General features: G+C 53.6%; 12 protein-coding genes. All 12 read left to right on the forward strand.

The window, feature by feature from the left end; translation table 11 throughout:
* Positions 1 to 222: 222 nt before the first annotated feature.
* Positions 223 to 1,248, forward strand: coding sequence for a polysaccharide deacetylase family protein (locus FE783_RS03830; RefSeq protein WP_138878007.1), 1,026 nt, complete (start codon positions 223 to 225; stop codon positions 1,246 to 1,248).
* Positions 1,249 to 1,391: 143 nt separating this feature from the next.
* The gene (locus FE783_RS03835) at positions 1,392 to 2,651 is read left to right on the forward strand and encodes a M16 family metallopeptidase (protein WP_138878008.1); all 1,260 of its coding nucleotides are present in this window, start codon (positions 1,392 to 1,394) and stop codon (positions 2,649 to 2,651) included.
* Positions 2,635 to 3,084: a dUTP diphosphatase gene (dut, locus tag FE783_RS03840; RefSeq protein ID WP_202916121.1), complete on the forward strand. Its 450-nt coding sequence runs from the start codon at positions 2,635 to 2,637 to the stop codon at positions 3,082 to 3,084. Before FE783_RS03835 ends, dut begins: the two co-directional genes overlap by 17 nt.
* 157 nt (positions 3,085 to 3,241) lie before the next feature.
* Positions 3,242 to 4,141 carry a dipicolinate synthase subunit DpsA gene (gene dpsA / locus FE783_RS03845; protein ID WP_138878010.1) on the forward strand — a complete coding sequence of 300 codons (900 nt, stop codon included), beginning with the start codon at positions 3,242 to 3,244 and terminating at the stop codon, positions 4,139 to 4,141.
* Positions 4,138 to 4,740 carry a dipicolinate synthase subunit B gene (locus FE783_RS03850; RefSeq protein ID WP_138878011.1) on the forward strand — a complete coding sequence of 201 codons (603 nt, stop codon included), beginning with the start codon at positions 4,138 to 4,140 and terminating at the stop codon, positions 4,738 to 4,740. Before dpsA ends, FE783_RS03850 begins: the two co-directional genes overlap by 4 nt.
* Positions 4,741 to 4,776: 36 nt before the next feature.
* Entirely contained in the window at positions 4,777 to 5,817 is a 1,041-nt protein-coding gene (locus FE783_RS03855; protein WP_138878012.1) for an aspartate-semialdehyde dehydrogenase, read from the forward strand.
* A 65-nt stretch (positions 5,818 to 5,882) separates the two neighbouring features.
* Positions 5,883 to 7,103, forward strand: coding sequence for an aspartate kinase (gene dapG / locus FE783_RS03860; protein WP_138878013.1), 1,221 nt, complete (start codon positions 5,883 to 5,885; stop codon positions 7,101 to 7,103).
* A 60-nt stretch (positions 7,104 to 7,163) separates the two neighbouring features.
* A complete protein-coding gene (gene dapA / locus FE783_RS03865; RefSeq protein WP_238402842.1) occupies positions 7,164 to 8,045 on the forward strand; it encodes a 4-hydroxy-tetrahydrodipicolinate synthase in 882 nt (293 codons plus the stop codon).
* 187 nt (positions 8,046 to 8,232) lie between these two features.
* Positions 8,233 to 9,909 carry a ribonuclease J gene (locus FE783_RS03870; protein ID WP_138878014.1) on the forward strand — a complete coding sequence of 559 codons (1,677 nt, stop codon included), beginning with the start codon at positions 8,233 to 8,235 and terminating at the stop codon, positions 9,907 to 9,909.
* Positions 9,910 to 10,506: 597 nt separating this feature from the next.
* Entirely contained in the window at positions 10,507 to 11,241 is a 735-nt protein-coding gene (locus FE783_RS03875; protein WP_138878015.1) for a ClpP family protease, read from the forward strand.
* Positions 11,238 to 11,456, forward strand: a complete 219-nt coding sequence (locus tag FE783_RS03880; protein WP_138878016.1) for a YlzJ-like family protein — start codon at positions 11,238 to 11,240, stop codon at positions 11,454 to 11,456. The genes FE783_RS03875 and FE783_RS03880 overlap by 4 nt, the downstream gene beginning before the upstream one ends.
* A 479-nt stretch (positions 11,457 to 11,935) precedes the next feature.
* A complete protein-coding gene (locus FE783_RS03885) occupies positions 11,936 to 14,503 on the forward strand; it encodes an FtsK/SpoIIIE family DNA translocase (protein ID WP_138878279.1) in 2,568 nt (855 codons plus the stop codon).
* The last annotated feature ends 48 nt before the right edge of the window (positions 14,504 to 14,551 follow it).

Consider the following 14,551-nt stretch of genomic DNA (forward strand, 5'->3'; position numbering starts at 1 on the left):
AAGCGTCTGACTTTAAAATCGTGTTGTAACCGCTAAAAATAGATTCAAGCAACTCGATTTTAACGGAAGTGGAGCGCATTCCCCAACCTCTTGCCTTCATCGCCACATCTTTTTGTACACTTTCTCAACAATCTTGCAGCTTCGAACAGAAGCTTTTTTTGTGGACATATATAGGGTCTGTCCGTCATAATATGGTACAAACCTACGGATCGGGGAATGAATATGTCTTGGACTAAATGGATATTTACAGGAGGAGCGCTGACCCTCGTTACTTGGGGGTTGTTCCAATCGAGCAGTCTCGATGCCTTCGTCAAATCGCTTGACCACCGCTCGGGAACGGCATACGAGTATGTGCAGCCATGGGAAGCGTTGTACGACACCTCTCAGACGACATCGACAACGCCCAAGGACGAACAGCTGCTCGCAGCCATTATGGAAGAGGCGGATAAACGGAAGGAAGCTCCGATCGATGCCCGGGTGGACCGTGTATGGAAAGCGATACCGGGCTACAACGGGATCGAAGTGGACGTAGAGAAAACGTTGGACTTGGCGAAACGGCAAGGGGTGGGGAACGGAATCCCGTTCGTATACAGGGAGGTTGCCCCGGCCGTCGGTTTGGAACAGCTCGGGGCGCAGCCGATCTATAAAGGCAACCCGAAGAAGCCGATGGCGGCTCTGATGATCAATGTCGCTTGGGGCAACGAATTTATCGGACCGATGCTGGAAGTGCTGGAGCACGAGCAAGTGCGCGCCACCTTTTTCTTCGACGGCTCCTGGCTGAGCAAAAACGTCGAAACGGCCCAGCTCATTCAGCAAAAAGGACACGAGCTGTCCAATCACGCGTATTCGCACAAAAACATGAGCACGCTCGGACGCGAAGAAGCGATAAAGGAAATCGATCGTACCCAGAAGCTGTTGAAGGAAAAGCTGGGCGTCGATAATACGTTGTTCGCCCCGCCATCCGGCGATTTCAACGATTCGACCGTCAAGGTGGCGCATGAAATGAACTTGAAGACGATTCTTTGGACGCTGGATACGGTCGATTGGATGAAGCCCACGTCGGATTCGATCGTCCGGAAAGTTGCCGCTCGGGTTGAACCCGGCTCGATGATCTTGATGCATCCTACCGCTTCTTCGTCCGGAGCTCTTGCAGGCATGATCGCGGAGATCAAACGGAAAAATCTCGTGCTCGGCACCGTTTCGGAATTAATCTCTTCCGACCGCATCCCAAAGGTTGAGCCCGAGTGATATTTTTGATAAACTTACTGGTATTGCAATTGTGATTGCAGGGTCCGACCTTAGAGGGCATTGTTGTGTTACACGGCAATGCATTCATCATAAGATGCAGGAAGCTCGCATACTACGTTTCTACTATAAGGGGGAGCCCCATTTTGATCAAAAAGACGTTGAGCAACGGATTGCGAATCGTCGCGGAACAAATTCCGACCTATCGTTCCGTTTCATTCGGAATATGGATCAAGACCGGTTCGCGAAATGAAGGCGCAGCGAACAACGGGATTTCGCATTTTATCGAGCATATGCTTTTCAAAGGTACGGATCGTTACACGGCTAAAGATATCGCGGAAATTTTCGACGGTATCGGCGGGAACGTGAACGCTTTTACGGCCAAGGAATATACGTGCTATTACGCCAAAGTGCTCGATACGCATCTGCCGATCGCCGTGGACGTGCTGGCCGACATGTTCTTCAACTCCAAGTTTGATCAAGCGGAATTAGATAAGGAGCGCAACGTCATCCTCGAAGAAATCTCGATGTATGACGATACGCCCGACGATCTGGTTCACGATCTGATATCCAAAGCGGCTTACGACGATCATGCGCTTGCTTATTCGATTCTCGGCACCGAGCCGAATTTGCGCGAGATGCAGCCGGATACGCTACGGCAATATATGAAGGAACATTATTCGATTCCGAATATCGTAATCGGCATGGCCGGGAATATCGACGAGAGCGTTATCGACTTGCTGGAGCGCCATTTCGGATCGTACCGGAATGCCGGCACCGAGTCCACCCTGATCGCGCCGCAATACTCCGGACAGACGCTATTCCATTCCAAAAAAACAGAGCAAAACCATATATGCCTTGCGCTTCCAGGATGCTCGCTGCATGATCCGATGTTGTATCCGATGATTCTGCTCAACAACCTGATCGGCGGCGGCATGAGCTCGTATTTGTTCCAGGAAATTCGCGAGAAACGGGGACTCGCTTACTCCGTTTATTCGTATCATACCGCGCATATCGACAGCGGGCTGTTTACGATTTATATGGGAACCGCGCCGAAGCAGACGGACGAAGTGCTGAAGGTGACGATGGAAGTGCTGCAAGGCGCCGCCCAGAACGGGTTATCGGAAGAAGAATTGCGCAAGGGCAAGGAGCAGCTGAAAGGCAGCTTCATACTTAGCCTCGAGAGCACGAGCAGCCGGATGAACCGGTTAGGCAAAAACGAGCTGATGCTCGGCAAGCATCATACGCTCGATGAAATATTGACGATGATCGATGCGGTATCCCAGGAAGATATCAAGGCGTTGGTTCATAAATTGTTCGCCCAGCCGTTTGCATTGGCCATGGTAGGCAAATCGGATAAAGCGATCCAGTCGTTCAGGAGGGATTCCCTTGTCATTCCAAGTTAAGCTGAAACGGCTGCCAGGCTGTGAAGACGTAAATATTCCGCAAAAGATGTCCGCTCTCGCGAGCGGCTTCGACCTATATGCCGCCGTTTCGGAGCCCGTAACACTGCAGCCCGGTGAACGCGCGCTGATTCCCACCGGGGTAGCGATTGCGATGCCGAACGAGCTGGAGGCGCAAATCCGTCCGCGCAGCGGGCTAGCTTTGAAGCACGGCATCACCTGCCTGAACACGCCTGGTACGATCGATGCCGATTACCGCGGAGAAATTAAAGTACTGCTCATTAACCTCGGACAGTCCGCCTTCACGATCGAGCGGAACGAACGGATCGCTCAGATGGTATTCCAAGTCGTACCTGCCGTCACTCTCGAGGAAGTGGCCGATCTGGACGAGACGGTGCGGGGTGCGGGCGGCTTCGGTCATACCGGTACGCAATAAGTTTTGTGATCCATACGGACAAGTGCTGAATCGCCGTTCCTATTATAAGGAACGGCGATTTTTTGTTTGCCGGACGCGGCTCATGGCGTAGGCAGTAACCCATTCCCGTATCTGAGCATAAGATGTCGTATACTTGGCGCAAGAAAGGGGTGTAATTATGCTGACCGGCATACAAGTTACATTGATCGGAGGAGACGCCCGTCAATTGGAAGTGATCCAGAAGTTTTCCGAGCTGGACGCGGCCGTCACCCTGATCGGGTTCGACAATTTGCAAAATTTGTACAGCGGAGTCACGAAAGTGGCGTTCTCCCCGGAAGCGCTGGAAAAGTCGGACGCGGTTATTTTGCCCGTTGTCGGGACCGATGACAACGGTGTTGTCGAATCCATTTTTTCCACCTCGGATATGGTCATCAAGGGCGAGCATTTGGCCGCTTTGCCGCAACATGCGAAAGTGTACACCGGAATGGCCAAAACGTATTTGAAGAAGCTATGCTCCGAGCACAACATCCAATTGGTCGAGCTGCTGGACCGGGATGACGTGGCTATCTATAACTCGATCCCGACGGCCGAAGGCGCGCTGATGATGGCGATCCAGAACACGGACATTACGATCCACGGCTCCACCTGCATGGTGCTGGGACTCGGACGGACGGGACTGACCATGGCGCGTACGCTTCAAGGATTAGGCGCAAAAGTGAAGGTGGGCATCCGCAGACCGGAGCATTTCGCGAGAGCCTGGGAGATGGGTTTCTCGCCGTTCTATCTAGGCGATTTGCCCCATGAGGTGACCGATATCGACTTGCTTTTTAATACGATTCCGACTATGATAGTCACAGCGCAAATTATTGCCAACATGCCGCACAGAGCCGTCATTATCGACCTCGCGTCGAGACCCGGCGGAACCGATTTCCGCTATGCGGAAAAGCGGGGCGTCAAAGCAATGCTTGCACCCGGACTACCCGGAATCGTCGCACCGAAAACAGCTGGTCGCATTATTGCGAACACCGTAAGTCAGCTGATCTTGGAAGACGTAACAACCGGGAGGAATGCGCAATGAATTGGACAGGGAAAACGGTCGGGTTCGCCTTGACCGGGTCTCACTGTACATTTGCCGAGACAATGCCTCATATACAGAGCTTCGTAGACGCGGGCGCGCGGGTGATCCCGATCGCTTCGAATACGCTTATGACGACGGATACCCGATTCGGAACGTCGGAAAATTGGCAAAAACAGTTGAAAGATATAACCGGGAATGATATCATTTCTTCGATTGTCGATGCCGAGCCGCTAGGTCCTTCCAAATTGCTCGACGTCATGCTCATTGCGCCTTGTACAGGCAACACGACGAGCCGGCTGGCGAACGCCTTGACCGACAGCGCCGTGCTGATGGCGGCCAAAGCGCAAATGAGAAATCAGCGTCCGCTCGTACTGGCCATCTCCACGAATGACGGCCTCGGTCTGAACGCGGCGAATATCGCCAAGCTTCTCGTAGCCAAAAACATTTATTTCGTACCGTTCGGTCAGGACAATCCGGTGCAAAAGCCGAATTCGCTCGTGGCGCGAATGGAATTGATTATGGACACGTGTGCGGCGGCACTCTCTGGCAAGCAGCTTCAACCGCTGCTGATCGAAAGGTTCCAGGACATCATCTCGTAGCTTCATTTTATTTCTCAGAAGGGGAGAGCCTAGTTTATGTCGAGCCAAAAACGATTCAATGTCGCCGTAGTCGGTGCAACCGGCGCCGTAGGCGAGCAAATCATCCGGCTGCTGGCTGAACGGGAATTTCCGGTTAACGAGCTGAAGCTGCTTTCGTCCGCGCGTTCCGCCGGTACGAAAATAAAGTTCAAGGACCGCGAAATCACGATCGAGGAAGCGACTCCTGAAAGTTTTAAAGGGATCGATATAGCCTTGTTCAGCGCGGGCGGAGACGTCAGTCGCAAGCTCGTACCCTACGCGATAGAGCATGGAGCGGTATGCATCGATAACACGAGCGCATTCCGGATGGATCCGGAAACGCCTCTTGTCGTACCGGAAGTGAATATCGATAAAATCAGCGATCATAAAGGGGTCATCGCCAACCCGAACTGCTCGACGATCCAAATGGTTGCAGCCCTTAAGCCGCTTTATGACCGTTACGGCATTTCCCGGATCATCGTATCGACTTATCAGGCGGTATCGGGAGCCGGTGCCAAGGCGATTCAAGAAATGCTGCGCCAGTCGAAGGAAGTATTGGATGGGCGCGAGGCGAATCCGGACTTATTGCCGGTTTCATCGCTTCCGGTGAAGCACCAGATCGCTTTTAACGCGATTCCGCAAATCGACAAGTTTACGGAAAACGGCTTTACTTACGAAGAGATGAAAATGATCAACGAAACGAAGAAAATAATGGGAGACGAGACGCTCGAAGTAACGGCGACTTGCGTGCGTATCCCGGTCGTATACGGCCATTCCGAATCCGTGTACGTGGAGCTGAAGAAGGATTTCGACTTGGAAGAGGCGAAGGCTCTGCTCGCGGACGCGCCGGGTATCGAGCTGGTCGACAATCCGGACGAACAGCGGTATCCGCTTGCTACGGATTCGGCCGGCAAGCTGGAAACGTTCGTTGGCCGCGTCCGCCGCGACCTTTCGAATCCGCGCGCGCTCAATATGTGGATCGTTTCCGACAACCTGCTGAAGGGCGCTGCGTGGAACGCCGTTCAAATAGCGGAATATATCGCGATCGAACAAAAATAATGCTGTATCCTTAGGAATATCGGTTCGCTTCCAGCGGATCGATTTTTCCGGCTTGGAGGGAAGCCATGCGCACTTTGGTGCAAAAGTTCGGCGGAACTTCCCTCTCCGATGCTCAAGCCAGATCTCATGCTATCGGCCATATGAAGAAGGCTTTGGCCGATTCGTACAATCTTGTCGTAGTCGTTTCCGCAATGGGCAGAAAAGGGGAGCCATACGCCACCGATTCATTGTTGGAGCTTATTCGCCAAAACGGAAACTGTCTTCCCGCGAGGGAAAAAGATTTGCTGCTTCACTGCGGGGAGCTTATATCCGCAGCGGTGATGTGCAGCTTGCTCGAAGCCGAGAACGTGCCATCGGTCGTACTAACGGGTGCACAAGCGGGCATCCGGACGAACGAGCGCTTCGGCGATGCCAGGATCGAATCGATTCAACCTTCCCGTATCATGCAGGCTTTATCCGAAGGGAAAGTTGTCATCGTTCCGGGTTTTCAAGGTGAAACGTCGCAAGGCGATGTGACGACGCTCGGACGGGGCGGAAGCGATACGACCGCTACGGCGCTAGGATCGGCGCTTCGGGCGGAATGCGTGGACATTTTTACGGATGTAGACGGCATCTTCACGGCCGATCCGAGAATCGTGAACAAGGCCAAGCCGATTGAAAAAGTTACGTATGCGGAAATTTGCAATATGGCGTATCAAGGCGCCAAAGTGATCCATCCGCGCGCGGTCGAAATCGCGATGGAAGCCCATATTCCGATTCGGGTGCGATCGACATTTTCCGACAGCTTGGGAACGCTTGTCACGAAAGCCGACGAGTCCATGCCTGACGGCCGGAGACTGAAAGATCGTTTCGTTACGGGAATCGCTCATGTTTCCCCGGTTACGCAAATTAAGGTAGCCGCGCAGGAAGGCCAGTACGACTTGTCGTTGAACGTTTTCAAAACGATGGCGATCCATCAAATCAGCGTGGACTTCATAAATGTCAATATTTCCGGCGTCACCTATACGGTGTTTCAGCACGAATCGGATCGCGCGATCGCCGTGTTGCGAAGCATGGGTTATTTCCCCGAGGTCGTTACCGATTGCGCGAAAGTTTCCGTTATCGGGGGAGGCATGAACGGCGTGCCGGGAATCATGGCCCGCATTGTCGAATCCTTGACCGAGCGGGATATCCCGATTTTGCAATCGGCCGATTCCAACGCCACCATATGGGTGCTCGTCAAAGAATCGGATATGGTCCATGCGATCCAAGCGCTGCATCATTCGTTCCAGTTGGATAAAACGTAAAGCTCTGTAGTGCTTACGATGCAAGCTTTGCTTACGCAAAGCTCTGAGGAGGAAATTGTAGTGGATTTCGGAAGAGTCATTACCGCCATGGTCACCCCGTTCGATTCGGAGCTTCAAGTCGATTGGAGCCAAGCAAGACGGCTGATCGACTATTTGATAGAAGAGCAGCAGTCCGACAGTCTCGTCATATGCGGTACGACGGGGGAGTCCCCGACGCTGACCGAGGAAGAGAAGCTCGGACTATTCAAGCTGGCTGTCGAGCAGGCTAGGGGTCGCTGCAAAATTATCGCGGGCACCGGCAGCTACGATACGGCTCATACGATTCATTTGACCAAGGAAGCGGAGAAAATCGGAGTAGACGGCGTGCTGCTCGTGGCGCCATACTACAACAGGCCGTCCCAAGACGGAATCTACGAGCATTTCAAAGCGGCCGCGCAAGCGACGAAGCTCCCGGTCATGCTGTACAATATTCCTTCCCGCACCGGGATTACCGTTTCCGCCTCGACTACGTTGAAGCTTGCCGAATTGCCGAACGTGTTCGCTTCGAAGGAAGCTCACTCGGACTTCGATTTGATCTCCGAATTGACGGCGAAGGCGCCGGAGCATTTTAAAGTGTACAGCGGGGACGACATTTTGACGCTTCCGATGTTATCGGTCGGGGCATACGGCATCGTGAGCGTGGCGAGCCACGTAATCGGCAAAGAAATGCAGCAGATGGTCCGATCTTTCGTCGGCGGCGACGTGCAGAAAGCGGTTGAATGGCATGCACGGCTTCGTCCGGTGTTTAACGGTTTGTTCAATTGCCCGCATCGCGTGCCTAATCCGGTTCCGGTCAAATATGCGCTGGGTCTCCACGGGATGCATGTAGGCAGTGTCAGATTGCCGCTGGTGCCGGCTACGGAAGAAGAAGGCCGGTTCATTCAAGCTTTGTTCCAATCCTGAATTTTGAATAAGCAAATCGTCAGCCGGTGCTCTAGGAGCATCGGTTTTTCGTTTTGGGGTACGCTAACACTACTCGACTTGTATTCACCATTACGCTTATGTATAATAAAACACAAGTGACTGGTTCGGGTTATCTTTGGTCTGGGAGTATAAAGATCGTCGTCAAAAAAACCTAGGAGGGTTAGACTTGTCAAAAAAGAATATAGAAAAAGTATCCATTTTCGCTCTGGGCGGCGTGGGCGAAATTGGTAAAAATATGTATGTCGTGCAATACGCTAACGACATTGTCGTTATCGATTCCGGTTTGAAATTTCCGGAAGAGGACATGCTCGGCATTGATATCGTTATCCCCGATATCACTTATTTAACGGAGAACCGCGATAAAGTCCGAGGGATTTTGATTACGCACGGCCATGAGGATCACATCGGCGGACTGCCTTACATCCTCAAAACGTTGAACGTTCCCGTCTATGGAACGAAGCTCACGCTCGGCTTGATCGAAGGAAAGCTGAAGGAAGCGAACTTGCTCGGCGAAACGAAACGGATTCTGATCAACTCGGATTCGGAAGTGCAGCTTGGCTCGATGAAAGCGACCTTCTTCAAGACGAATCACAGCATTCCGGATTCGGTCGGCGTTTGTCTCGATACGCCGGAAGGGCTGGTCGTTCATACCGGCGACTTCAAATTCGATCAGACGCCTGTCAACGATCAGTATGCGGATTTGCACAAAATGGCGAACATCGGTAGCCGCGGCGTGCTCGCATTGATGTCGGACAGTACCAATGCCGAACGCCCGGGATATACCGGATCGGAACGCACGGTCGGAGTCGAGCTGGAGGAAGTGTTCCGCAAAGCCAAGCAGCGTGTCGTCGTCGCAACGTTCGCCTCGAACGTGCACCGCATTCAGCAGGTTATCAACGCAGCTGAAGCGACGCGCCGCAAGATGACGGTAATCGGACGAAGCATGGTCAATGTCGTAAACATAGCAAGCGAACTCGGCTATTTGCATATACCGGACGGCATGCTGATTGAACCGGAAGAAGTAAATAAGCTTGCAGCCGATCGGGTTGTCATCTTGTCTACCGGAAGCCAGGGAGAGCCTATGTCCGCTTTGACGCGGATGGCTCGCGCCAATCACCGGAAGGTGGACATTTTACCGGGAGATACGGTCGTCATCGCGGCGACGCCGATCCCGGGCAACGAACGGTATGTAGGACGTACGGTCGACGAATTGTTCCGGATCGGAGCGAACGTCATTTACGGACCGGGATCGGTTTCGGGCGTGCACGTATCCGGGCACGGAAGCCAAGAAGAATTGAAGCTGATGCTGAATATGATGAAGCCGAAATACTTCATTCCGATCCACGGCGAGTACCGGATGCTTCGCCAGCACGCTTTGCTTGCAGAGTCGGTCGGTATCGATCGCGAAGATATTTTCATCGTAGACATTGGGGATACGGTGGAAATCCAAGGCGGCGTTGCCCGCAGAGGACCGCGAGTCCCATGCGGCAACGTGCTGATCGACGGACTTGGCGTCGGCGACGTAGGCAATATCGTTCTCCGCGACCGGAAGCTTTTGTCGCAAGACGGTATTCTGGTCGTAGTCGTTACGCTGAGCAAGCAGGACGGCACGATCATGTCGGGACCGGACATCATCTCGAGAGGATTCGTCTATGTGCGTGAATCCGAGGGGCTTCTGGAAGAAGCGAACCGGATCGTAAGCAGCACGCTGAACCGGCTGATGGTGGAAAATGTAAATGAATGGGCTTCGCTCAAAACTCAAGTAAAAGATGCACTCGGACGATTTTTATATGAACAAACCCGAAGAAGACCAATGATTTTGCCGATCATTATGGAAGTGTAAACAGGCAAAGCACTAGTCACTGAACCCATGGATACCCGAACACGTTTATGGAGAGCTTTTCCGGCCTTGGCCGGGAGAGCTTTTTTCTTTTACTTCGATCCCCCTCGCAGCATCTTCGATCCCCCTCTTTAGCATCTTCGATCCCCCTCTTTCCCCCTTCACCAAGGGGGAGGACACGGGGCTTTGCCCCATGACCCCAAAAGGTTGCGAACGAGTTGCTTGGGCCGTCGTTGATGGGGCTATAGCGTATGAGCGCTATCGTCCGGGAGATGTTGGTCAGGGTGAGATTTGCACCGGACACGCTTTACGTTTGTGTTCTTACGGTACGTTTTGCCCTGGGGTGGAGGGTGCTGTTTTTGCGGGATTGGATTTCATGCGTGGAGACCCTCGCTGTCATGACTTCGTCATGAAGCTTTTGTTCGAGCGTGGTTTTGGCTGAACCTAAGAAGCTGATCTTCCGGGTAATTCTGCTTTAAACATTTGCAAGCAACCCTCGCTTCGCTTGTCAAGCAAAGTTTGAGCAACCCCAGCGATTACCATCGGATAAAAATCCTCGCCCAATTCATACTAAGCAAGACAACATGAGGAGGGTTTGTTATGCCGATAACGCCGAACAACGAAACCGAACAGCCTGACGTTACCGAGGAGAAGAAAAAAGCAGTCGTAGTCGACACGATCCAGCAGCTGGGGCAAACGACGACGCCCGCCACAGAATCGAACATATACTGCATGACGATTATTGGCCAAGTGGAAGGCCATATCGTGCTTCCTCCGCAAAACAAAACGACCAAATACGAGCACTTGATTCCGCAGCTCGTGGCGGCCGAACAAAATTCGAAAATCGAAGGTATCCTGGTTATCTTGAACACGGTAGGGGGGGACGTCGAAGCGGGTCTCGCGATCGCGGAGATGATCTCGTCCTTGTCCAAGCCGAAAGTGACGCTCGTTCTCGGGGGAGGACACAGTATCGGAGTGCCGATTGCCGTATCGTCCGACTATTCGCTTATCGCGGAAACGGCCACGATGACGATCCACCCGATCCGGTTGAACGGAATGGTCATCGGCGTGCCGCAAACGTTCGAATATTTGGAGAAAATGCAGGAGCGCGTGATCCGCTTTGTTACGAGCCACTCCGGCATTTCCGAGCAGAAGCTGAAAGAGCTGATGTTCAAAACCGGCGAGCTGACGAGGGATATAGGCACGACCGTAATCGGAGCGGACGCCGTGAAATACGGGCTTATCGACGCCGTAGGAGGCGTGGGAGAAGCATTGAAGCAGCTGAATGCGCGGATCGAGCAACACCGCAGCATGAAGGGGGCGATCGTCCAATGATCCTGTATACGGAAGTTCCGCTTGAAACGGTGCTGGAAGGTATGGACAACCCGCCACCGGAAACTACGGAAATAACAGTTAACGGCGTGCTAATGCAGGTAGAGTCGACATCGCCATATCGGGGCAAAATCGTTCGTTTATTAAGTCCCGATCCGATGCACTATTTGAATCCGGCTTACGCGCCCGGGCAATTGATCGAATTCAAACCGGTTTGAGTACAGGAGCAGCCGTGAGCATCCCGGGCTGGCTTATGGTATAGCGAAATATCGGCGTAGGGTTCCGATGTATGGATAGCGAGCTTGTTTAGCCGCCGGTAACGAATTCCAGCTCCGTTGAGGCTTAACATTCGGTGGATGTGCTTATTCTTGAAGCACAAGCTGAGGGCCGGCGGCGATGTGCAGCACGACTCGTTGGCTCATGATGCGTCGAAACTGCGGCGCGGAGGCAATTAGCACGACGGTTAGCGTACGCGGGGGACGTTTACGTATCTCGCGTAGTTTTCAGCGCACGGCATTGCGCTGATACCATAAGAGAGAAAGTCGGCGATTCGGGAAGCCGTTGTCTCGGTAACGGGACGGCTTCCTCTTTTTTTTGCGCAAAACCGAACAAACGTTTTTATTCGAGCCGTTTTTTGGAAAGTATGATATAATAAAAACCGCTTCGGTCGAATTAATCTAAACGGGAGGTGCGGATGATGGCCAAAAGACGGAAAAAAAACGGCTCGGTCTCAACTCAACTAAAATATGAACTCTATGGCGTCCTTATCCTCATTTTCTCTGTCATCGCGTTGTCTCACGAAGGGCGCGTCGGACGCTCGATTATGTACTTGTTCCGGTTTTTTCTCGGTGTGTTGGACTGGGTCATTCCCGTTTTCTTCATATACATAGGACTGCACGTCATGATCCGGAGAGCTTGGCCGCACGGCTGGACCGCGCGCAAATCGGGTTTCCTGCTGATCGTTCTCGGATTTCTGATCATGAATCATATTACGATGTTCCAGCTGCTCGATCCGAACGGGGAGTTTACGTCGGCCTCCTGGATCGTCGGCCAGACGTGGTCCAGCTTGCTGGACGGGCTCAGCCCGCAGAACGAGCAGGTGCTGTCGAATCAAGTGGGGGGAGGAATGATCGGTGCAGTTTTATACGCCTGTCTCTTCTTCCTGTTCGATAACTTGGGCGCTCGGCTGATCGAATATTCCTCGTTCGCGATCGGCTTCCTGCTCATTACCGGCATGTCCTATGTCGATATGGCGAGCAAACTGAAGCGTTTGTTTCGCGGAAGCGGGCTTCGGATGCGGGATACATTCTCGCAAATGTTCCAGCTGATGAAAAGTCCGGACAAGCCGAAGCCGGTTCGAACGCGCAAATCGGTGCAGCCGCAAATTCCGCTGGACGACGATGAATTCGAAGACGAGCTGACGGGTCCCGTTATCATGAAGGAAAAGAAAAAGCCGGTCTTTTTCCAGCTGCTGCAAAAAAAGCAAAAACAGGCGCCGGATATCGAACAATCCGACGACACCGCGATCGAACAAGTCGTCTACTCGGCGGATGCAGAGAAAAGCGCTGCGCGCAACCAGGACCGTTACGAGGACGATGAAGAAGAGCAAGCGGACTCGGAATTTCCGCGCATCCGCGATTTTCAGGAGCATACCCAGGATCAGCCGGATGACGACGGTTACGAAGAGCCGCAGCCGACTGCGCCCGTACCAGCGAACGCGCTTCCGGCGCCGCAAGGCTATCAGCCGCCTTCCAACCAGATGAAGATCAAGCTTCCGGTAGAAGGCGAGGGGGAACTCGACGTTACCTTCGCGCAGCAGCCGGAGCGTCCTCCGGCAAAGCCGTATCTGCTTCCCGCGTTCTCGCTGTTGGCGAAACCCGGCAATTCGGGCAAAGGCGGAGACGCGGTAGATTACAAGACGATCGCCCGCAAGCTGGAAACGACGCTCGAAAGCTTCGGGGTCCGCACGAAAGTGTTGGACGTCGTACGCGGCCCGGCCGTCACCCGTTACGAGATACAGCCGGATGTCGGCGTCAAAGTAAGCCGGGTCGTCAGCTTGACCGACGACATCGCGCTGGCGCTCGCCGCCAAAGATATACGGATGGAAGCGCCGATTCCGGGCAAATCGGCGATCGGCATCGAAGTACCGAATTCCGAGGTTGCCGTCGTGACAATGCGCGAGGTGATGGAAAGCTCGGTATTTCAGGAATCGAACTCCAAGCTGTCGATCGCGTTCGGCCGGGACATCTCCGGTCAGGCGATCGTGGGCAATTTGGCGAAGATGCCCCATCTTCTGGTCGCCGGTGCGACCGGTTCCGGGAAATCGGTCTGCGTGAACGGGATTATTACGAGCATTTTGTTCAAGGCGAAGCCGGATGAAGTGAAGTTTCTGATGATCGACCCGAAGATGGTCGAGCTCAATATGTACAACGGCATTCCGCACTTGCTCGCGCCGGTCGTCACCGACCCGCGAAGAGCGTCGCTGGCGCTCAAAAAGATTGTCGGCGAGATGGAGAAGCGGTACGAGCTGTTTTCCAAATTCGGCACACGCAATATCGAAGGCTACAACAACATGATTGCCGAGAAGCAGGAAGGCGAGTCGATGCCGTACATCGTCGTCATCTTGGACGAGCTCGCCGACTTGATGATGGTAGCCGCAAGCGATGTGGAAGATTCGATATGCCGGCTCGCCCAGAAAGCCCGCGCTGCCGGCATCCATCTGATCATAGCGACGCAAAGACCGTCAGTGGACGTCATCACCGGTCTGATCAAAGCGAACATCCCTTCGAGAATCGCCTTCGGTGTATCGTCCCAGGTGGACTCCCGTACCATTCTCGATATGGTGGGAGCGGAGAAGCTGCTCGGCCGTGGCGATATGCTGTTCTTGCCGGTAGGGGCGTCGAAGCCGATCCGGGTGCAAGGAGCGTTTCTGTCCGATCAGGAAGTCGAGGCGGTCGTCAGCTTCTGCAAAAACCAGGAAGAGGCCAACTATCAGGAGGAGATGGTACCGGAGGTGGAGGAGCAGTCCGAAGCCGAGGACGAATACGAGGACGAGCTTTACGATCAGGCGGTGCAGGTCGTCATCGAGGCGAAGCAGGCTTCCGTATCGCTGCTGCAGCGCCGGATGCGGGTCGGCTACGCCAGAGCGGCCCGTCTCATCGACGCGCTCGAAGCGAAAGGCGTCGTCGGCCCGTACGAGGGCAGCAAGCCGCGCGAGGTGCTGCTCACGATGGAGCAATATCAACACAGCCGAATACCGTCTTGAGCGTTGCAGCATTCCGTCATCCGGCGGAATGCTTTTCTTTTTTCATGC

The sequence above is a fragment of the Paenibacillus mesophilus genome (assembly GCF_005938385.1).
Taxonomy (GTDB): domain Bacteria; phylum Bacillota; class Bacilli; order Paenibacillales; family NBRC-103111; genus Paenibacillus_AB; species Paenibacillus_AB mesophilus.

What these genes read in the sequence shown, in the direction of transcription:
- FE783_RS03830 (WP_138878007.1), top strand. Translation starts at nt 223, where the DNA reads ATGTCTTGGACTAAATGGATATTTACAGGAGGAGCGCTGACCCTCGTT.
- dpsA (WP_138878010.1), top strand. Translation starts at nt 3,242, where the DNA reads ATGCTGACCGGCATACAAGTTACATTGATCGGAGGAGACGCCCGTCAA.
- FE783_RS03850 (WP_138878011.1), top strand. Translation starts at nt 4,138, where the DNA reads ATGAATTGGACAGGGAAAACGGTCGGGTTCGCCTTGACCGGGTCTCAC.
- FE783_RS03855 (WP_138878012.1), top strand. Translation starts at nt 4,777, where the DNA reads ATGTCGAGCCAAAAACGATTCAATGTCGCCGTAGTCGGTGCAACCGGC.
- dapG (WP_138878013.1), top strand. Translation starts at nt 5,883, where the DNA reads ATGCGCACTTTGGTGCAAAAGTTCGGCGGAACTTCCCTCTCCGATGCT.
- FE783_RS03875 (WP_138878015.1), top strand. Translation starts at nt 10,507, where the DNA reads ATGCCGATAACGCCGAACAACGAAACCGAACAGCCTGACGTTACCGAG.
- FE783_RS03880 (WP_138878016.1), top strand. Translation starts at nt 11,238, where the DNA reads ATGATCCTGTATACGGAAGTTCCGCTTGAAACGGTGCTGGAAGGTATG.
- FE783_RS03885 (WP_138878279.1), top strand. Translation starts at nt 11,936, where the DNA reads ATGGCCAAAAGACGGAAAAAAAACGGCTCGGTCTCAACTCAACTAAAA.